The organism is Cellulomonas humilata (genome assembly GCF_030814415.1).
GTDB classification, from domain to species: domain Bacteria; phylum Actinomycetota; class Actinomycetes; order Actinomycetales; family Cellulomonadaceae; genus Cellulomonas; species Cellulomonas humilata_A.
In genome coordinates this window covers 1,051,498-1,068,771 of sequence record NZ_JAUSVB010000001.1, presented here as the reverse complement: position 1 = coordinate 1,068,771, position 17,274 = coordinate 1,051,498, and the positions used below count along the sequence as shown (strand labels likewise).

Genomic DNA, 17,274 nt, shown 5'->3' with positions numbered 1-17,274 from the left:
GCGCGGTGGCCTACTTCGACCGGCTCGACGAGACGACGTTCAGCCCGACCGGGCTGGTCAGCGGCGGGTGGGACCCCGGCGAGCAGCACATCGCCCCCGCTCTCGGCCTCCTCGCGCACGCCGTCGAGACGGAGAGGGGCAACGGGCTGCAGCTCGCGCGCCTGTCCTACGACATCCTCGGCACGCTGCCCATCGAGCCGGTCCGGGTGCACGTCGAGGTCCTCCGCCCCGGTCGCACCATCGAGCTGGTCCAGGCCACGCTCAGCCACTCCGGCCGCCCCGCGGTCCTCCTGCGCGCCTGGCTCCTGCGCGCCTACGACACCGTCGACCTCGCCGGGAGCTCGTTCCCGACGGTCCCAGGCCCGGACGACATGCCCGTCTGGGACCCCGACGGCACCTGGTCCGGCGAGTTCGTGCGGAGCGTCGAGGCCCGTCGCTGCCAGGAGGAACCCGGCCGGGCCATGTCCTGGGTCCGCACGTCCGTGCCGCTCGTCGGGGACGAGCCCGTCAGCGCGACCGCGCGGGCGCTCGGCCTGATCGACATCGCCAACGGCCTGACGCCCCGCCGCCCCACCGACCAGGTCGCATTCCCGAACGTCGACCTCACCGTCCACCTGGTCGGTCCGCCGCGCAGCGACTGGCTCGGCTTCGACACGACGGTCACGTTCGGACCCACCGGCCTCGGTCTGACCCACACGGTCCTGCACGACACCCACGGCCCGCTCGGCGTCGTCAGCCAGTCGCTGACGGTCCGTCCGCGCCCGTCGTGAGGATCACCAGCTGCTGGGTCGCCCTCGTCATCGCGACGTAGCGGTCGACGGCGCCCTCGATGCCGGTGCCGAACGACTCGGGGTCGACGAGCACGACCAGGTCGAACTCGAGCCCCTTCGCCAGCTCCGGGGTCAGCGACCGGACCCGAGCGGTTCCCGGGAACGTCGGGTCGCCGATCACGCAGGCGATGCCGGTGGTGTGCTCGGCCAGGATCGCGTCCAGGTCCGACGCCCGTCCGTGCGCCACGGGGACGCCGGTGCTCCGGACGGAGGTCGGCACGTTGGCGTCCGGCAGGGCCGCACGGATCACCGGCTCCGCCTCGGCCATGACCTCCTGCGGCGTCCGGTAGTTGATGCTCAGCGACGCCAGCTCCACCTGGTGCAGGCCGACCCGCTCCAGACGCTCCAGCCACGACTCGGCGAACCCGTGCCGGGCCTGGGCGCGGTCGCCGACGACGGTCAGGCTCCGCGAGGGGCAGCGGCGCAGCAGCATCTGCCACTCCGCGTCGGTCAGCTCCTGGGCCTCGTCCACGACGACGTGCGCGAACGGGCCCGCGAGCGCGTCCGGGTCCGCGGTCGGCAACGTGCTCTCGTCGACGAGCTTGTCGCGCATGTCGTCCCCCCGGAGCATCGACATGAGCTTCAGCTCGGAGTCGTCGGTCGCGATGAGGTCGTCGACGATCGTGTCCATGTACGCGCGCTCGGCGGCGAGGGTGGCTTCCTGCCGCCGGCGTCGTCGGGACGCCTCGGGGTCGCCGAGGCGCTGCCGGGCGGCGTCGAGGAGCGGCAGGTCGGAGACGGTCCACGCCTGGGCGTCGGCGCGCTGCAGCGTCCGGATCTCGTCGAGCGTCAGCCCGGGGGCGCACAGCCGCAGGTACGCGGGGACGGACCACAGGTCGCCGACGAGGTCGGTCGGCTCCAGGAGCGGCCACGCGCGGTTGAGGGCAGCGTTCAGGTCCGTGCTAGCCCGCAGCGCCCGCCGGAGCTGGTCCCGCTCGACCTCGTCGTCGTCGACCTTGTCCATGAGGATCTCCAGCAACGCGTCCCGGACCTGGTCGCGCGCCTCGTTGTGCGGCGTCCCGGGCTCGGGCGACTCGAACGCCTCCGCCCAGTCGCCGGCGCTGACCCACACGTCGAACCAGGACGTCTCGACCTCCATGCCCTCCTTGGGCGGCCTCTCGTAGAACCGGACGGCCGGCTCGATCGCCCGGACCAGCTCGACCGACGACTTGAGCCGGGCAACCTCCGGATCGGGCTCGACAGCGGCCGCGTCACCCTCCGCGACGAGGTCGCTCAGCGTGCATGTCTGCACGCCCTCCTCCCCGAGGCTGGGCAGGACGTCGCCGACGTAGTCGAGGTACGGCTGGTGCGGTCCGACGAACAGCACGCCGCCGCGCCGGTGACCGAGGCGGGGGTCGGAGTAGAGGAGGTAGGCGGTGCGGTGCAGGGCGACGACGGTCTTGCCGGTACCCGGACCTCCGTCGACGACGAGCGCGCCTGCCGATCCCGCGCGGATGATCGCGTCCTGGTCGGCCTGGATGGTGCCCAGCACGTCCCGCATCCGCTCGGACCGCTCCGAGCCGAGACTCGCGATGAACGCGGACTGGTCGTCGAGCGCCGCGCTGCTCCGCAGCCCCTCCGCGGTGAACACCTCGTCCCAGTAGTCGCTGACCCGGCCAGCGGTCCACCGGTACCGGCGCCGGCTCACCAGGCCCATCGGGTTCGCGTGCGTCGCGCCGAAGAACGGCTCCGCTGCGGGCGACCGCCAGTCGAGCAGCAGCCGACGCCCCGCGCTGTCCGTCAGGCCGAGCCGTCCGACGTAGACCGTCTCGCCGTCGGTCCCGACGATCCGCCCCAGGCACAGGTCAAGGCCGAAGCGCCGCAACGTCCGCAGCCGCGCGGTGAGCCGGTGGATCTCCTGGTCCCGCTCCAGCGCCAGCGTGCCGCTGCGTCCGGGCGCCTTGCGTGCGGCGTCCAGCCGCTCGACCAGCTCGGCGATCGACTGCTCCAGGGTCTCCGCGATGGCCGCGAAGTGCCTCTCGTCCGGCGCGATCGACGCCGGGTCCGCCTTGGCGGCGAGGTTGTCGGGAAGGTTGAACGCACGGGTGGTCACAGGGGTCACGTCGTCATCAGCTCCGAACTGGGTTGCCCCGCCCGGGGCGCGATCCCGGGCGCGGTCGGAGATTCTGCGCCGTCGTGGGGGCCTTGCCGCAAGACCCCCCGTCGGCTATACCTTGGAAGAGGCGGGCACGGTCATCCGGTGCTCGCCTTTCGCATGCCCGCGCAGCAGGGGGTGTCGAAAGCTCGTCGGCAGCCACGCCGTTCGGCACGAGCCAGGCGTACGCTGGTATCCAGCAGATACCCAACCCAACGGAGAGGGTCACCGCTATGGCCATGACGCTGCGTCTCGACGCCGAGGACGAGGCTCTGCTCCGTGAGGTCGCGGAACGCACCAACCACACGATGACCGACACCATCGCGCTGGCCGTCCGGCACTACCGGGACATGCTCGTCACGCAGGACGAGCAGGCCGATCTGGCCCTGCGGGCAGAGCGCCGCGCCGCGCACCGCGAGGCGATCGACCGGTCGATCGAGCGCAACGCCGAGCTGTTGGAGCGCCTCTCCCGGTGAGCGGCTTCGAGTACCCCGCGATGGAGGACGCCCTGTACTTCTGCGAGAGGGCCGGGCTCTACATCCGGGATCCCGGTGCGCTGGACTCCGCTCTGGCACGCCCGGCGTCGGTCGTGTGGGGCACCGAGGCGTACGAGGGCATCCACCTGAAGGGTGCGGCGCTGCTGGATGCGCTCAGCCGTTCGCACCCGCTCCTCGACGGCAACAAGCGGCTGTCCTGGACGATGGTCGACGTCTTCTACGACCTGAACGGCTACCGGCTGACCGTCGACCCGGTCGAGGGTGACGCGTTCGTCCGCACTGTCGGTGGCGACCATCTCGAGCTCGAGGACATCGCGACCTGGCTGGAGGCGCACAGCGCGTCCGTCCGTGGTGCGGCGGCTCCCTGAGCCGCCCCACCACCCGGAGCGTCAGACCGCCCGCAACGTGAACCGCCGGCAGATGTCGTCCAGCCACGGCCACGGCACGAGCACGTTCCCGTTGGCCAGCCCACAGCTCGCCAGGTCGAGCACCTTCCCGCTGTGCCGCGCGACCAGACACAACGTTTCGTCGCACGGCCGATTCTCCAAGGGCATTCCCAGGGATGCGGCCTACCGTGAGCCGGAACAGCCGAGTCGTCCGGAGGAATCATGGCAACCGAGCCCATCCCCAGCGCCGCTCCCGCCCCGCCGCCCCCGCCGCCGCCCCCACCACCGACTCCGGCACCGGCTCCCGCCGCTCCCGCGACCACGGCGCCCGTCGGGTGGGTCATCGCGGCGATGATCCTGTTCTGGCCGACCGGGATCCCCGCGCTCCTCGCCTCGCACAGGGCGGCGCGCGCGATCGGCGCCGGCGACGCCGTGACGGCCGAGCGGGAGGCCGCGAACGGCCGCCGGTGGGGGATCATCAGCGTCATCGTCGGCGCCGGCCTGATCCTGGTCTCGATCCTCGCGTCGATCGCTTGGGCGTTCCTCATCGCCGTCGCGTTCCACGAGCACGGCGACGGCTGGTGGGAGGACGGGCCGCGCTCGAGCTACGAGATGCCCTTCGACAGCGACGTCGCACCGGGCATGCCGGACCGCCCCGGCTCCGACGGCTAGGCACCGCACGACAGCACGTCGGTCCGGCCATCAGGGCGTCTGCTCGCTCGGGTCGTGGGCGACCCATCCGGGCGCGTCGACGCGGACCGCGTCGTCGCCGACCAGCATCGCGAGGTCCGCCTCGAGGCGTGCGAGCTCGGCGGCACCGAGCGTGCGCTCCCACCGGCCACGCAGCTCCTCGAAGATGGCTTCGCCCTCGCGCAGGACCTCGAGCCCGAGCGGGGTCACCTGGAGCCGGTTGCGGCGGGCGTCGGAGGGGTCCGGCTCGGTGGACACGTAGCCGCGCTGCACGAGGACCGCGATCGTCTTGGCCGCCGCCTGCTTCGAGACGGCGGTGCGACGGCCCAGGTCGGAGGCGCTGTCGGCCCCGCCCATGATCGCGCGCATCGCGAACTCGTGGGTGGGGCGGAAGTCCTCGTGGCCGCGGGCGGCGAGCTCGGCCGTCGCCGCGTCGACGAGGCTGCGGAACCCGCCCAGCAGGAGGAGAGCGAGGTCGGCGCCGGAACGTGACATGTCCGCAGCGTAAGCGGCTCCGGTCGACAACGACAACTAGGTTGTCTAGTGTGGTAGACAACCTAGTTGTCTACTTGAGGAGCCGTCATGAGGCACCACACCGCTCAGCTCGACGGAGCCGACCTGCACTACGTGTCCGCCGGCACCGCGGGATCGCCGATCCTGCTCGTCCACGGGTTCCCGGAGACCTGGTGGGCGTTCCACAAGGTCATCCCCCTGCTCGCGTCGACGCACCGGGTGTTCGCCGTCGACCTGCGAGGGTTCGGCGACTCCAGCACCGCCGCCGACGACCACGACAGCGCGACCGCCGCCGAGGACCTGCACCGGCTCATCGAGCACCTCGGCGTCGGACCCGTGCACGTCACCGGGCAGGACATCAGCGGGGGGACCGTCTTCCGGCTCGCCGCCACCCACCCGGAGGACGTCCGCAGCGTCACGGCGATCGAGATGGGCCTGGCGGGGTTCGGCCTCGAGGGTCTGGCGGACATCACGCACGGCGGCTCGTGGCACATCGGCGCCCTGGCAGCCCCCGGCATCCCCGAGCTGCTGTTCGCCGGCCGCGAGCGCGAGCTCCTCGGCCGCTGGGCGTTCCCGAGCATGACCGCCGTCGCCGGATCGATCACCGACGCCGACGTCGACGAGTTCGCCCGCACCTACGCCCGCCCCGACGGCTGGCGCGGCGCGGTCGGCCTCTACCGGTCGATGCTCGCCGAGGGCGACGAGCTCAGGGCGCTCGCCGAGGCCGGCCCGTTGACGATGCCCGTCCTGGCCGTCGGTGCCGGGGGCGGACCGTTCACCGCCGCGACGGTCGGTCAGGTCACGACCGGCGAGATCACGGTCGTGCAGCTCGACGGCGTCGGGCACTACGTCGCGATGGAGGCGCCGGACGAGCTGTCGGCCGCGATCCTCGACTTCGTGCGCGTGGTCGACGAGGCGGTCCGCGTCGCACAATCGGGCACGTGACCATCGACGTCGAGAGCCTCCGGCGACCGGGCGGACCCGACCGCGAGCTGTCCGCCTGGTCCTTCCGGGCGTGGGCCCGGGTCGGCGACCTTGCCGACGCGCCGCGCCTGGAGCTCGTCGCCGGACGGCTCCCCCGGACCGTCGTCGCCGTCGGCACGCTGGACTCGCTCGTGCCCAAGGCGCGCAACCTGGCCGACGCCTGCAAGCGGGCGGGAGTCGACTGCCGGCTCATCGAGCTGGACGGCGCCGAGCACGGGTTCGCCGGGACCGACCGGATGACCGAGGCGCTCGCGGCGTTCGGGGAGCTGACCCGGAGCTGAGTCCACAGCCATCCGTCCGTGAACAAGGGAGTGCCATGAACTCGCTCGGCGACGCCGAGGTCGCGTGGGCCGCCGCCGAGGCCGGTGCGAAGGTGGTCCGGGCGGCCTACGGGCGGCCCGTGACCCGCCATGCGAAGTCGGGCCTCGACTTCGCGACGGACGCCGACCTCGATGCCGAGCGGGCGATCCTGGCGGTGATCGCGGCGGCCCGTCCCGGCGACGCGGTCCTCGGCGAGGAGACCGGCGAGACCGGCGGGCCGGGAACGCGCCGCTGGCTCGTGGACCCGCTGTGCGGGACGGTGAACTTCGCCGCGCAGACGCCGCTTCTCGCCGTCAACGTCGCGCTCGTCGACGAGACGGGCGCGCTCGCGTGTGCGGTCGCGGACCCGATCGCGCGGGAGCTCTTCTGGAGCGACGGCACCGGTGCGTCGCTCCGGCACGACGGAGTCGATGCGCCGCTGTGTCCGTCCGCCGGGTCACGGCTCGTCGACGTCAACTGCGACGGCCCTCTCGACCGCCCGTTCGTCGGGCCACAGCTGCTCGGGGACCCCGCGTTCCGCGCGGACTTCGGGCCGCGCGTCCTGTCCACGACGCTCGCGCTCGCCTGGGTCGCTGCCGGTCGGCGTGCGGCCTACGTGAGCGACGGTGCGTTCGTCGACAACGTGCACTTCGCTGCCGGCATCGGGCTGTGCCAGGCGGCCGGCTGCGTGGTGACGAACCTGACCGGCGGCGCCGTCGGCACGGGTCGAGGCCTGATCGCCGCGGCGGACGAGCCGACGCATCGCCGGCTGCTCGACCTCGTGAGGCCGCACCTGAGCAGCTGAGGCCTACGAGGCCAACCGCTCGCTCGGTTCGGCCTCGCTGATCTCCGCCCACACCGCATCGAGCGAGAGGCCGAGGACGGCGGCGATCGCCGCGACGGTCGGGAAGGCAGGGGTCGCGACGCGGCCCGTCTCGATCTTCCGGAGGGTCTCCGGCGAGACGCCGGCATCGAGCGCGACGTCGAGCATCGAACGCTGTCCCCGGGCGCGACGCAGCAGGGCACCCAGGCGCTGTCCGCGCTCGAGCTCGTCGGGGGTGAGCGGCAACCTGACCATGGCACGATCGTAGCCGGGATAATATGGCCGGGATAGTTATTGGAAGCCCGCACGAAGGACGCCGCATGATCGAGATCCTGAGCCCCGCCGAGCTGGCCCGAGCGCGGGAGACCGGTGCCCTCGTGGCGCACATCCTCCAGACGCTCAAGGACCGCGCCACGGTCGGCACCAACCTCCTGGACATCGACCGGTGGGCGCAGGCGATGATCGTCGAGGCCGGGGCGGTGTCCTGCTACGTCGACTACGCGCCGTCGTTCGGCCGCGGACCGTTCGGCCACTACATCTGCACGTCCGTCAACGACGCCGTCCTCCACGGGCTGCCCCACGACTACACGCTCGCCGACGGCGACCTGCTGTCGCTCGACCTCGCCGTCTCCACGGGCGGGATCGCGGCCGACTCCGCTGTCAGCTTCCTCGTCGGCGGAGCACGCCCCGCGGAGAGCGTCGCGATGATCGACGCCACCGAGCGCGCCCTGAGCGCGGCGATCGCCGTCGCAAGCCCCGGGGCTCGCATCGGCGACCTCTCCCACGCCATCGGCTCCGTGCTCGGTGCAGCGGGGTACCCGATCAACACCGAGTTCGGCGGTCACGGCATCGGGTCGACGATGCACCAGGACCCCCACGTGACCAACACCGGACGGCCCGGCCGCGGGTACACGCTGCGTCCCGGGCTCCTGCTCGCCCTGGAGCCGTGGGTCATGGCCGACACCGCCGAGCTGGTCACCGACGCCGACGGCTGGACGCTGCGCAGCGCGACCGGCTGCCGGACCGCGCACAGCGAGCACACCATCGCGATCACCGACGACGGAGCCGAGATCCTCACCCTGCGGACGTAGGCGACGCGACCGGCAGCGTGGGGGCCGCCGTCAGCCGAGGGACTCGACGATCCGCCGGGCCGCCTGCTCCGGTGTGAGGTGGGTGGTGTCGACGACCTCGGCCTCGGCGTGCAGCCACGTGCGGGCCGCCTCGGCGTAGGGCTCGACGTACTGGTGCCGGAACGCCGACGGGCCCATGACCGCGTCGCCCTCGATCCGTGCGCGGAGGGTGTCCTGGTCGGCGTGGAGCACGAAGTGCCGCACGGGGATGCCGTGCTCGGCGAGGCCCGCGCTGATCTCCCGCCAGTACTGCTCGACGAGCACGGTCATCGGCATCACCAGGGTGCCGCCGGTGTAGTCGAGGACGCGGCGGGCGGTCTCGACGACGAGCGGCCGCCACGGCGGCCAGTGCTGGAAGTTGTCCGTCTCCGGCAGGCCGGGCGTGATGTCCATGAGCGTCTCGCCGACCTTCTCGGCGTCGAGCACGCGGGCGTCCGGGAGCAGCGCCTGCACCAGAGCGCTGACGGTCGTCTTGCCTGCGCCGTGCGTTCCGTTGATCCAGACGATCATGGGCCGACGCTAGCGGCGTCACCACGTAGTACCTCGCGTGACGTGCGGAGGTCGTGTGCGCATGGGGTGCGGTCCGAGGGATTGTCGGGACGCTCGCGAGGGCGACCACACCGTCGAGCTGGAGCCGACCGCCTGAGGCGTCAGCCCGGGTAGGTCGTCGCGAACACGTCCGCGAGCGCACGGTGGCCGTCACCGTCCGGGTGGACGCAGTCCGAGCCCCCGACGAAGTCGCCCGCACCGAGCGTCCCGAAGGTGTCCACCACGATCGCGTCGTACCTGTCCGCCACCTGACGCAGCCGGTCGTTGAAGCCCAGCGGCATGGCACCGAGGCCGATGTTTCCGCCCTCGAGGATGAAGTCGCCGAGGACGCGGGCGATGTCCGGGTTCGCCGCGCCGAGGGCGCAGAACGGCAGCGGGTTGTAGTACGTCATCGCGAGGATCGCTGTGTCGGGACCGGCCGACTCCCGCAGGGTCGCGAGGATCTCGTCGTACCGGACCTCGAAGCCGGCGAACGTCGCCTGGAGCGCGGGGACGCAGGAGCCGGTCGGTGGGACGCACGCCTGCACGGCCGGCCCGTACAGGTCGTTGCCGCCCACCGAGACGGTGATGACCACGACGTCGTCGCGCGGCGACCGGTTGTCGTTGCGCTCCTCGATGAGCGCCACCGCCTGGTCGAGCTGGTCACCGGGCTGCAGGACCGTCGCGGTCGTCACTCCCGCCGCGACCCCCGGGATGCCGGTGCGGGAGAGGTTCACCAGCTCGAGAGCGCGGCAGCTGCGCCCCGGGGGGTGGTGGTGCGGGCGTCCCGGCGCGCAGACCAGCTCGTCGCGGAGCACCTCGTGGAACTGCGCGACGAAGCCGCTGGCCTTCCACAGCGCGGCCGTCGTCGGGAAGTCGACCGCGGGCGGGACGGACTGCTGGCCCGCCGGCAGGGAGTCGCCGATCACGACGTGCACCGGATGCCCCCGGTGCAGAGACCCTCCTGGCGGCGACGCCACCGCGGACGACCCGCCCAGGACCAGCAGCGCAACCACGAGACCGGTCATCCACGATCGCTTCACGGTGAGCCCCCTCAACCCGACGCAACCACTCCACGCTACGCCGGTGGTCGGACACGGCCGGGTCTCGGTCCGGTGACGATCGGGACGACCGGGCTGACAGGCGGCGGCGACCGCTGCGAGCCTGACCGGCATGCTCCACCGCACCCGCGCCGCACTCGTCCCGATCGTCGCCGTCGCACTCCTCGCCGCAGGCTGTGCCGACCGCCCCGGTGTGACGCCGGCCGGGGACGCGTCCGTGACGCCGACCGCGGCCTGCCCGATCGTCGAGGGTCAGGAGATGCCCGCCGACTGCGTCCCGTACGACGGCGAGGCGGCGATGGCGCAGAACGACGCGTACCGGCAGAGGTTCGAGCCGAGCGACGACGGCCGGGCCGAGGTCGAACCGCAGCGGGCTGCCGCGCAGGAGGCTCTGGCCTCCCTCGTCGGCGCTCCGCTGTCGGTCGACGCCGTGAACGTCGCGCTCGAGGACGCCGGTTTCGAGCCTGACGTGCCGTGGGTGGAGCCGGCCGGCGACCCCGCGGCGCCGTCGTCGATCGGGGTGATCATCTCCGTCGGCGGGCTGTGCCTCGTCGGGATGCTCGACGCCGAGCACGCCGAGGTGGAGACCGACGGGATGATCGCCGACGGCGGGTGCGTGCCCGCGCAGTGACGCCCAGGACTCAGGCGTCGTCCGGTCGAGCCTCGCGGCTCCATCCCGGAGACGGTTGGGCGGAGGGGTTGTTCACGGGCGGTTCCGCGACCGGGCGGCCCTCGTACTGGGTGGAGAGCACGATCTGGGTGTCGATCTCGCCGTGCCTCCCGATGCGCTCGAAGATCTCCTCCAGATGCGGCATCGACGAGGCGCGCACCCGCAGGAGGGTGCACGAGCTGCCGCTGAGCTTGTGGATCTCGACGACCTCGGGGAACTCGTCGGACGCCGTGGTCTTGAGCAGGCAGCGTCCGGGTGAGCAGCGCAGCTTGATGAACGCGGTCAGCGGGAGGCCTGCGCGAGCAGGGTCGATCCGGGCCTGGTAGCCGGCGATCACGCCGGCCTCCTCCAGCCGCCGCACCCGGTCGGCGACCGCGGGCGCGGACAGGTTGACCTTGCGGGCGAGCTGGTTGAACGACAGGCGGCCGTCGTCCTGGAGCTCGGAGAGGATGCGCCAGTCGGTGCCGTCGAGCGGTCTGCTCATCTGCAAACCGTAACCCCGGAACACGTCACGATCACCAGGCAAAGTGCGACGAACGCCTGCGATCGGCCATTCACCGCGGCGCCGGCCCTTCGTAGCGTCGAACGCATGGCACTGAGCACGGCACCCATCCCCACCGCGGTCGCCCCGGCGACGGCGGCGCTGTTCGTCGGCGCCGCCCTGAACAGTGCGGTCATCGCGACGACCAGCACGGTGGCCGCGCTGGTCGCGGTCGACGTCCTGGGGCAGGCCTGGGGCGGGGTGCCCGGCACCGCGGCCGTCGTCGGCACCGGGCTCGGTGCCCTCCTGGTCACCTCGCTGACCCACCGCGCCGGCACCCCGACGGCCCTGCGGCTCGGCTACCTGGCGAGCACGCTCGGCGCCGCGGCCGGTGCGGTCGCCGTGCCGCTCGGCAACGTCGCGCTGCTGGTCGTCGGCATGCTCCTGATCGGGCTGGGGAACGCCGCGGCGCAGCTGTCCCGGTACGCGGCCGCCGAGCTCGTGCCCTCCCGACGACGCGGGTTCGCCATCGGGCTGATCGTCTGGGCGGGCACCGTCGGCGCCGTCGGCGGCCCGCTGCTCCTGCTGCCCACCGCGCGGCTCGCCGAGACCCTCGGACAGCCCGCCCTCTCCGGTGCGTTCCTGCTCAGCGTGCCGGCGGGCCTGCTCGCCGCGCTGGCGGTGAGCAGGCTGCGCACGGCCCGACGGCCCACCGGCGGACGGGCGGTGCCGGTGCGGTCGATCCTGGGCTCCCCGGCGGGCCGCGACGGCCTCGCCGTGATGGTCACCGGGCAGGTCGTGATGGCCGCCGTGATGACGTCGGTGCCGGTCCAGCTGCACCTGCACCATCACGGGCTGGACGTCGTCGGCCTCGTCCTCGCGGCCCACACGCTCGGCATGTTCGTGCTGTCACCGGTCACGGGGCGCCTCGTCGACGGCCTGGGCGCGGGGCCGGTGATGGCGCTCGGTCTCGGCACGCTGCTGGTCTCGACGCTGGTGGCCGCCTCCGGCGCCCTCGTCCCTCAGGCGGTGGGTCTGTTCGTGCTCGGCTACGGATGGAACCTGTGCTTCGTCGGCGGCAGCGCCTCGCTCGCCGTCGGGCTGCCCGCGGAGCAGCGCGCCGACGTGGAGGGCTCCGTCGAGGCCGTCGTGTGGATCTCCGCCGCGGCCGGCACCCTGACCTCGACCGTGGTCCTCGCGCTCGCCGGGTGGTCCGCGCTGACGCTCGCGGCCGGCGCCCTCGTCCTCGTGCCGGCCCTCCTCCTGCTCAGCGATCGGTGGCGGGCCGGTGAGCGTCCACCCCGCTGAGCCGGTCGTCGTCGCAGCAGCCGTCGTCGCAACGCGCCTCGTCGCTGGCGACGAGCTGGGAGACCGGGGTGCAGCACGCGTCACCGCGCCAGGCCTCGACGCCTTCCCGGACGGCGAACGCGGCGATCACCACAGCGGCGACCGGGTCGGCCCACCACCAGCCCAGGGTGCTGTTCAGGACGAGCCCCACCAGCAGGACCGCGGACAGGTAGGTGCAGATCAGGGTCTGCTTCGAGTCCGCGACGGCGGAGGCCGACCCGAGCTCGCGGCCGGTGCGACGCTCGAACCACGACAGGAACGGCATGACCGCCAGGCTCACGGCGGCCAGGAGGATCCCGGCGGTGGAGTGCTCCGGTTCGGTCGCGCTCAGCAAGGTCCGGGCAGCGTCGACCGTGACGAATGCAGCCAGGCCGAAGAAGGACAACGCGATCGTCCGCATCGCGGCGCGCTCTCGCGTGTGCGGGTTCGGAGCGGAGAACTGCCACGCGACCGCAGCCGCGGACAGCACCTCGACGATCGAGTCCAGCCCGAAGCCGATGAGCGCCGAGGACGAGGCGAGCCGACCGGCAACCAGCGCCACGCCCGCCTCGACGACGTTGTAGGAGATCGTCGCCGCGACGATCCACCGGATCCGCCGTTCGAGCAGGGGCCGACGGTCGACCGCAGTGCTGCTCATGTGCAGGTGCAGTCCGGTCCGCAGCACGCCGGGTCCACGGCGAGGACGAGCTGCAGCAGGTCGCCGAGCGCCGACGACAGGTGCGGGTCCGCCAGCCGGTACCAGGTGCGACGCCCGTCGGGGACGGACTCGACGAGCCCGCACCCCCGCAGGCACGCGAGCTGGTTCGACATCACCTGGCGCGAGACCCCCAGCGCGTCGGCCAGGTCCGACGGGTAGGCCGGGGCCTCCCGCAGCGCCAGCAGGATCCGCGTGCGCGTCTCGTCGGACAGGGCGTGCCCCAGCCGGGCGAGCGCGGAGGTGTGCGTGAGCGTGGCTGTCCCCATGGCGCGACGGTACACGGAGTGCTGTATTCAGAAAAGGATGTACCGCCCTCGACGGCGGCAGGATGGGGGTATGACGACCGCTCCGAAGCCCTTCGAGGTCCACGAGTCCGGGGCCCTCTTCCACGGCACGAAGGCGGACCTCCAGGTCGGGGACGTGCTCGAGCCCGGCCGGCGCTCCAACTTCGGCGGCGGCAGGACTGCGGGCCACGTCTACCTGACCGCGACGCTCGACGCAGCGACCTGGGGTGCCGAGCTCGCTCGGGGCGACGGCCGCGGCCGGATCTACGTCGTGGAACCCACGGGCGCCCTCGAGGACGATCCCAACGTCACCGACAAGCGGTTCCCCGGGAACCCCACCAGGTCCTATCGCACCCGTGAACCGGTGCGGGTCGTCGGGGAGGTGGAGGACTGGGTCGGGCACCCGCCCGAGCAGCTCCAGACGATGCGCGACCACCTGGACGAGCTCGAGCGGCAGGGCCTCGCGGAGATCGACGACTAGGGCGCGGACCGCCGGTACGCCGTCGTGAGGCGGTAGTCCTTCCGCGGGCCAACGGCGTGCCAGACCTCCTCGAAACGGTCCGCGCCGAGGAAGTGCCCGGCCACCGAGTAGGTGTCCTCGCCGCAGGCGTGCTCGCCTGCCCAGCGGTCGTCGACCAGGTCGAACCGGTAGAACGGACGGCCGTCGGCGAACAGCACGTCGACCGCGCGTCCGCCCGCGTCCCGCAGCAGCAGTCGCCGACCCGCCGGCCGGACGTCCCCGCCGAAGGTGAGCACGCCCGTCTCGACGTAGGCCAGAGCGCCGTCGTCGGTGGGCTCGAACTGCGCGGTGCCAACGAGGTGACCCTCCAGCCGGGCACGCGCGTCCAGGATGGCGCGATCGACCGACCACACCCCGGCGAACCTGTCGACGAGCACGGTCGCGACCGTCTCACGACAGCCGCACCCTCGGGAAGAGGCGTCAGGGGGTCCAGCGGATGCCGGGGTTGACGCGGCCGCTCCAGCTGAAGACGGCCATGTTGTCCCAGCCGTCGCCGGTGCCGTTCATGTTGTACGGGTCCCAGCCGTTGCCCTGCACGGCGGTCCAGGTGGGCTCCCAGTAGAAGACGCCGATGCCGCCCGCGTTCCGGACGGTGTTCTGGATGTACTGGAACATCGTCGCCTGGCTGGTCCAGCTCGCGTCGAACCCCGCGCACGTGCCGTTGGCGCTGTTCGCCTGGAAGTCCGCGTTCGCGGTGGTGAACGGGTAGGCGGTCTCGACGAGGACGACCGGCTTGCCGTACCGGGTGCGCGCGGTGGACACGGCCGAGTACAGCGCGTCGAGCCCGCCGTGCCAGAAGCAGTAGTAGGACAGGCCGGTGATGTCCCAGGTCACGCCCTGGTTCCTGATGCCGTCGTAGAACCACGTCAGGTGGGCGGTGCTATCGGAGTTGGCGGTGTGGATGATCACCTGGGTGGACGCGCTGCAGGCCTTGACGGCGTTGTAGCCGGACTTCAGGAGCAGCCCCAGGTTGGCGAAGCTGTTGTTGGCGACCTTGCCCTCGTTCCAGAGCATGCCGACGTTGATCTCGTTGCCGATCTGGATGCTGTCCGGCGTCGTCCCCTGCGCCTTCAGCGTCGTGCAGACCCCGTAGGTGTAGTCGTAGACGTCCTTCTGCAGCTGCTGGATGCCGTGGTTCGCCCACGCCGCCGGCTTCCACTGGTTGCCCGGGTCGGCCCAGGTGTCGGAGTAGTGCAGGTCGACCATGAGCTTCAGGCCCCTCGCCTTGACCTCCTTGGCGTAGGCGGTGACCTTGGCGGCGTTGTTGTAGCCGGACGCGGGGTTGTTCCAGACGCGGAGCCGCGCGTAGTTCATGCCGGCGCCCTTGAGGATGTCGAGGGGGTGCTTCTGGCTCCCGTTGGCGTCGTAGTACTTCACGCCGAGGTCGAGGCTGCGTTGCAGGCTCGACAGGTCCCCGCCCAGCATCGACAGGCTGTTCGCTGCCTGGACCGGCGAGGGGACGGCCAGTGCCACGGCCGTCAGCACGGTTGCGATGCCCATCGCGGTGATGCGTCGCCGAGTGTTCACGCAATCTCCTGTGATTGTCGCGCGGGGTCAGCCCGAGGCCGGCCTGTGATCGCTCCCAGTCTTCAGGAGCGCGCGTCTCGCGTGCACCCACCTAAGCCTTTCGTTCGGATCGCTCTTCGACGAGGGCCGCGGCTGTGATCGCGCACGGCCTCGCCAGTGGTCTACGGCCGGACGGTCGCGGGGAACCCCGTCCAGCGCAGGTCGGCCGGCAGGTGGCTCATGTCGTTGAAGACGACGAGCGCGGGCGGCAGCTCCGGGCGGTACTCGATGACCGTGAGCGCGGCGTTCCCGCTGTTCAGGCCGAGCCACCGCGACGGGGGCGCGTCCAGCGCGTGCCGCACGAGCCAGCCGATCTGGAACGCGTGCGTGATCAGGACGAGGTGCGAGTCGCCGGTCGGCGTGATCGTCGCGAACCGTGCGACCAGCGCGTCGGCGATGACGCGGCCCGACGCGGCCTCGGCCTCGTCGTACCCGTCGAAGAAGCCGAGCCACGGCCGTGGGGTGTCGCTCGCGGCCGGGACGTGCGGCACGTGGTCGACGAGCTCAGGGGCCTCGGCGACGGGCACGCCGGGGAGGTGCCGGGCGACCTGCTGCGCGCTGGCGACGGCGCGCGGCAGCGGCGAGTGCCACACGGCGTCGACCGGGACGCGCGCGAGGCGCTCCCCGAGCAGGTCCGACTGCCGGCGGCCCGTGTCGGTGAGCTCCCCGAAGGCATCGGCCTCGCCGTGGCGAGCGAGGTACAGGTGGCGAGTCCCCACGTGGCGCTCCTCAGTGGGTCGTGACCGTGCCGGCGGTGCCGTCGATCGTGATGGTGGTGGCGTCGAGCAGGGTCGTCGTCGCGTCGGCGATGCCGAGGACGGCGGGGATGCGGCGTTCGCGGGCGACGATCGCGGCGTGCGACAGCATCCCGCCGGTCTCGGTGATGACGCCGGCAGCGAGGTGCAGCAGCGGTGTCCAGCTCGGGTCGGTCCAGGGGCAGACGAGGATGTCGCCCGGGCGCACGCCGGCGAAGTCGGCGGGACCTCGGACGATCCGTGCGGCGCCGGTCGCGGTGCCGCGGCTGCCCGGCGTGCCGACGAGCGTTCCCGGTGAGTGGTCGGGGACAGCGATCGACGATCGCTCGGGGAGGTCCGCGGTCGTCGGCCGGGCCTGCAGCACCCAGATCTCGCCGCCGACGACCGCCCACTCCACGTCCTGCGCCCCGCCGAGCACGGCAGCGATGCTCCGCCCGAGACCGGCGAGCCGTCCGACGGTGGCGTCGTCGAGCGTCGGCCGCCGACGGTCCCGCTCGGGGACGTCGCTCGTCACCAGGTGCGTGCCGTGCCGGTCGATGCGGCTGACCTTGTCCGCGACCGTCCGACCGACCGTCCCGTCCGCATCCACGCGATAGGCGTCCGGCGTGACCGTGCCGCCGACGACGCTCGGACCGAGTCCCCAGGACGCCTCGATCGTCGTCACCCCGGACGGCTCGCTGCGTGTGAACATCACCCCGGCCACCTCGGCGTCCAGGTGCCGCTGCACGAGGACGGCCATCCGTGGCGCCTGGTCGGTGGGTTCCCGGTAGACCACCGCGCGCGGCGAGTGCAGGGATGCCCAGCAGGCACGGACCGCGTCGGCGACCTGGTCAACGCCCTGCACCCCGAGCACGCTCTCGTACTGGCCCGCCGCCGATGCACGTCCGGTGTCCTCGTCGTCGGCCGACGACCGCACGGCCACCGGCGGGTCGCCGAGGGCGGCGAGCGCGTCGCGCAGGGCGGTGGGGAGCGAAGCCGCCGAGGTGGTGAACGGGACGACGAACCCGTCGGGCACCGGAACGCCCGCCCGCAGGAGGGTGCCGAGCGTGCCCGCCTTGCCGCCACACGTCTGGCTCGCGGCGTCGCGGAGCGGAACGAGCACCACGGACGCACCTCT

23 protein-coding genes are annotated in these 17,274 nt (G+C 72.5%); 11 read left to right on the top strand and 12 right to left on the bottom strand.

What is annotated here, in order from left to right; translation table 11 throughout:
• Positions 1-5 precede the first annotated feature (5 nt).
• Positions 6-770, top strand: a complete 765-nt coding sequence (locus tag J2X26_RS04930; RefSeq protein ID WP_307490293.1) for a thioesterase family protein — start codon at positions 6-8, stop codon at positions 768-770.
• Here the strand turns inward: J2X26_RS04930 and helR are convergent.
• On the bottom strand, positions 733-2,892 hold the full coding sequence (gene helR, locus J2X26_RS04925; protein ID WP_307490292.1) for an RNA polymerase recycling motor ATPase HelR: 2,160 nt from the start codon (positions 2,890-2,892) through the stop codon (positions 733-735). The genes J2X26_RS04930 and helR overlap by 38 nt on opposite strands.
• A gap of 266 nt (positions 2,893-3,158) precedes the next feature.
• Here helR and J2X26_RS04920 point away from each other — a divergent pair, with 266 nt between their 5' ends.
• The 3 genes from J2X26_RS04920 (at position 3,159) to J2X26_RS04910 (ending at position 4,480) form a co-directional block, all read left to right on the top strand.
• On the top strand, positions 3,159-3,401 hold the full coding sequence (locus tag J2X26_RS04920; RefSeq protein ID WP_307490291.1) for a hypothetical protein: 243 nt from the start codon (positions 3,159-3,161) through the stop codon (positions 3,399-3,401).
• The gene (locus tag J2X26_RS04915) at positions 3,398-3,790 is read left to right on the top strand and encodes a type II toxin-antitoxin system death-on-curing family toxin (RefSeq protein ID WP_307490290.1); all 393 of its coding nucleotides are present in this window, start codon (positions 3,398-3,400) and stop codon (positions 3,788-3,790) included. The genes J2X26_RS04920 and J2X26_RS04915 overlap by 4 nt, the downstream gene beginning before the upstream one ends.
• Positions 3,791-4,030: 240 nt before the next feature.
• A complete protein-coding gene (locus J2X26_RS04910) occupies positions 4,031-4,480 on the top strand; it encodes a CD225/dispanin family protein (RefSeq protein ID WP_307490289.1) in 450 nt (149 codons plus the stop codon).
• Positions 4,481-4,510: 30 nt separating this feature from the next.
• Here J2X26_RS04910 and J2X26_RS04905 read toward each other — a convergent pair whose 3' ends face one another.
• A complete protein-coding gene (locus tag J2X26_RS04905) occupies positions 4,511-4,993 on the bottom strand; it encodes a MarR family winged helix-turn-helix transcriptional regulator (RefSeq protein WP_307490287.1) in 483 nt (160 codons plus the stop codon).
• An 87-nt stretch (positions 4,994-5,080) separates the two neighbouring features.
• Here J2X26_RS04905 and J2X26_RS04900 point away from each other — a divergent pair, with 87 nt between their 5' ends.
• From J2X26_RS04900 to J2X26_RS04890, 3 genes are read left to right on the top strand one after another with little or no spacing between them, the layout of a single operon-like run.
• Positions 5,081-5,956, top strand: coding sequence for an alpha/beta fold hydrolase (locus tag J2X26_RS04900; RefSeq protein ID WP_307490286.1), 876 nt, complete (start codon positions 5,081-5,083; stop codon positions 5,954-5,956).
• Entirely contained in the window at positions 5,953-6,276 is a 324-nt protein-coding gene (locus J2X26_RS04895; protein WP_307490285.1) for an alpha/beta hydrolase, read from the top strand. Before J2X26_RS04900 ends, J2X26_RS04895 begins: the two co-directional genes overlap by 4 nt.
• Positions 6,277-6,311: 35 nt before the next feature.
• Entirely contained in the window at positions 6,312-7,100 is a 789-nt protein-coding gene (locus J2X26_RS04890; RefSeq protein ID WP_307490283.1) for an inositol monophosphatase family protein, read from the top strand.
• A gap of 3 nt (positions 7,101-7,103) precedes the next feature.
• Here J2X26_RS04890 and J2X26_RS04885 read toward each other — a convergent pair whose 3' ends face one another.
• Complete coding sequence (locus J2X26_RS04885; protein WP_307490282.1) at positions 7,104-7,373, bottom strand: helix-turn-helix domain-containing protein; 270 nt, start codon at positions 7,371-7,373, stop codon at positions 7,104-7,106.
• Between the two features lie 65 nt (positions 7,374-7,438).
• On the opposite strand from J2X26_RS04885, the gene map reads away from it, so the two are divergent.
• On the top strand, positions 7,439-8,209 hold the full coding sequence (map, locus tag J2X26_RS04880; protein ID WP_307490280.1) for a type I methionyl aminopeptidase: 771 nt from the start codon (positions 7,439-7,441) through the stop codon (positions 8,207-8,209).
• Between the two features lie 30 nt (positions 8,210-8,239).
• Here map and J2X26_RS04875 read toward each other — a convergent pair whose 3' ends face one another.
• Together J2X26_RS04875 and J2X26_RS04870 are read right to left on the bottom strand one after the other, a co-directional pair.
• On the bottom strand, positions 8,240-8,758 hold the full coding sequence (locus J2X26_RS04875) for an AAA family ATPase (RefSeq protein WP_307490278.1): 519 nt from the start codon (positions 8,756-8,758) through the stop codon (positions 8,240-8,242).
• Between the two features lie 140 nt (positions 8,759-8,898).
• A complete protein-coding gene (locus J2X26_RS04870) occupies positions 8,899-9,804 on the bottom strand; it encodes an SGNH/GDSL hydrolase family protein (RefSeq protein ID WP_307490276.1) in 906 nt (301 codons plus the stop codon).
• A gap of 145 nt (positions 9,805-9,949) precedes the next feature.
• On the opposite strand from J2X26_RS04870, the gene J2X26_RS04865 reads away from it, so the two are divergent.
• Positions 9,950-10,468, top strand: coding sequence for a hypothetical protein (locus tag J2X26_RS04865; protein ID WP_307490274.1), 519 nt, complete (start codon positions 9,950-9,952; stop codon positions 10,466-10,468).
• A 10-nt stretch (positions 10,469-10,478) separates the two neighbouring features.
• Here the strand turns inward: J2X26_RS04865 and J2X26_RS04860 are convergent, their stop codons facing one another.
• Complete coding sequence (locus tag J2X26_RS04860) at positions 10,479-10,991, bottom strand: Lrp/AsnC family transcriptional regulator (protein WP_307490272.1); 513 nt, start codon at positions 10,989-10,991, stop codon at positions 10,479-10,481.
• Between the two features lie 105 nt (positions 10,992-11,096).
• Between J2X26_RS04860 and J2X26_RS04855 the strand changes: the two genes are divergently transcribed.
• Positions 11,097-12,296, top strand: coding sequence for an MFS transporter (locus J2X26_RS04855; protein WP_307490270.1), 1,200 nt, complete (start codon positions 11,097-11,099; stop codon positions 12,294-12,296).
• Here the strand turns inward: J2X26_RS04855 and J2X26_RS04850 are convergent.
• Positions 12,256-12,972, bottom strand: coding sequence for a cation transporter (locus tag J2X26_RS04850; RefSeq protein ID WP_307490268.1), 717 nt, complete (start codon positions 12,970-12,972; stop codon positions 12,256-12,258). The two genes, J2X26_RS04855 and J2X26_RS04850, sit on opposite strands and share 41 nt — an antisense overlap.
• Positions 12,969-13,298 carry an ArsR/SmtB family transcription factor gene (locus J2X26_RS04845; RefSeq protein WP_307490267.1) on the bottom strand — a complete coding sequence of 110 codons (330 nt, stop codon included), beginning with the start codon at positions 13,296-13,298 and terminating at the stop codon, positions 12,969-12,971. Before J2X26_RS04845 ends, J2X26_RS04850 begins: the two co-directional genes overlap by 4 nt.
• 70 nt (positions 13,299-13,368) lie before the next feature.
• Here J2X26_RS04845 and arr point away from each other — a divergent pair, with 70 nt between their 5' ends.
• Entirely contained in the window at positions 13,369-13,797 is a 429-nt protein-coding gene (gene arr / locus J2X26_RS04840) for an NAD(+)--rifampin ADP-ribosyltransferase (RefSeq protein WP_307490265.1), read from the top strand.
• Here arr and J2X26_RS04835 read toward each other — a convergent pair.
• The 4 genes from J2X26_RS04835 to J2X26_RS04820 all read right to left on the bottom strand — a co-directional run bounded on the left by J2X26_RS04835 (position 13,794) and on the right by J2X26_RS04820 (position 17,262).
• The gene (locus tag J2X26_RS04835; RefSeq protein ID WP_307490264.1) at positions 13,794-14,213 is read right to left on the bottom strand and encodes a DUF6314 family protein; all 420 of its coding nucleotides are present in this window, start codon (positions 14,211-14,213) and stop codon (positions 13,794-13,796) included. The two genes, arr and J2X26_RS04835, sit on opposite strands and share 4 nt — an antisense overlap.
• Before the next feature lie 43 nt (positions 14,214-14,256).
• Entirely contained in the window at positions 14,257-15,363 is a 1,107-nt protein-coding gene (locus tag J2X26_RS04830) for a glycoside hydrolase family 53 protein (RefSeq protein ID WP_307490262.1), read from the bottom strand.
• A 161-nt stretch (positions 15,364-15,524) separates the two neighbouring features.
• Positions 15,525-16,121 (bottom strand): histidine phosphatase family protein, encoded by a 597-nt coding sequence (locus tag J2X26_RS04825; protein WP_307490261.1) that lies wholly within the window; start codon positions 16,119-16,121, stop codon positions 15,525-15,527.
• A 10-nt stretch (positions 16,122-16,131) separates the two neighbouring features.
• Positions 16,132-17,262, bottom strand: a complete 1,131-nt coding sequence (locus J2X26_RS04820; RefSeq protein ID WP_307490259.1) for a PEP/pyruvate-binding domain-containing protein — start codon at positions 17,260-17,262, stop codon at positions 16,132-16,134.
• Between the last annotated feature and the right edge of the window lie 12 nt (positions 17,263-17,274).

Excerpts from the sequence above, each read along its gene's own strand:
- J2X26_RS04900 (WP_307490286.1), top strand. The coding sequence starts at position 5,081 with ATGAGGCACCACACCGCTCAGCTCGACGGAGCCGACCTGCACTACGTG.
- J2X26_RS04920 (WP_307490291.1), top strand. The coding sequence starts at position 3,159 with ATGGCCATGACGCTGCGTCTCGACGCCGAGGACGAGGCTCTGCTCCGT.
- J2X26_RS04910 (WP_307490289.1), top strand. The coding sequence starts at position 4,031 with ATGGCAACCGAGCCCATCCCCAGCGCCGCTCCCGCCCCGCCGCCCCCG.
- J2X26_RS04865 (WP_307490274.1), top strand. The coding sequence starts at position 9,950 with ATGCTCCACCGCACCCGCGCCGCACTCGTCCCGATCGTCGCCGTCGCA.
- arr (WP_307490265.1), top strand. The coding sequence starts at position 13,369 with ATGACGACCGCTCCGAAGCCCTTCGAGGTCCACGAGTCCGGGGCCCTC.
- J2X26_RS04850 (WP_307490268.1), bottom strand. The coding sequence starts at position 12,972 with ATGAGCAGCACTGCGGTCGACCGTCGGCCCCTGCTCGAACGGCGGATC.
- J2X26_RS04855 (WP_307490270.1), top strand. The coding sequence starts at position 11,097 with ATGGCACTGAGCACGGCACCCATCCCCACCGCGGTCGCCCCGGCGACG.
- map (WP_307490280.1), top strand. The coding sequence starts at position 7,439 with ATGATCGAGATCCTGAGCCCCGCCGAGCTGGCCCGAGCGCGGGAGACC.
- J2X26_RS04885 (WP_307490282.1), bottom strand. The coding sequence starts at position 7,373 with ATGGTCAGGTTGCCGCTCACCCCCGACGAGCTCGAGCGCGGACAGCGC.
- J2X26_RS04905 (WP_307490287.1), bottom strand. The coding sequence starts at position 4,993 with ATGTCACGTTCCGGCGCCGACCTCGCTCTCCTCCTGCTGGGCGGGTTC.
- J2X26_RS04845 (WP_307490267.1), bottom strand. The coding sequence starts at position 13,298 with ATGGGGACAGCCACGCTCACGCACACCTCCGCGCTCGCCCGGCTGGGG.
- J2X26_RS04860 (WP_307490272.1), bottom strand. The coding sequence starts at position 10,991 with ATGAGCAGACCGCTCGACGGCACCGACTGGCGCATCCTCTCCGAGCTC.
- J2X26_RS04890 (WP_307490283.1), top strand. The coding sequence starts at position 6,312 with ATGAACTCGCTCGGCGACGCCGAGGTCGCGTGGGCCGCCGCCGAGGCC.
- J2X26_RS04870 (WP_307490276.1), bottom strand. The coding sequence starts at position 9,804 with ATGACCGGTCTCGTGGTTGCGCTGCTGGTCCTGGGCGGGTCGTCCGCG.
- J2X26_RS04875 (WP_307490278.1), bottom strand. The coding sequence starts at position 8,758 with ATGATCGTCTGGATCAACGGAACGCACGGCGCAGGCAAGACGACCGTC.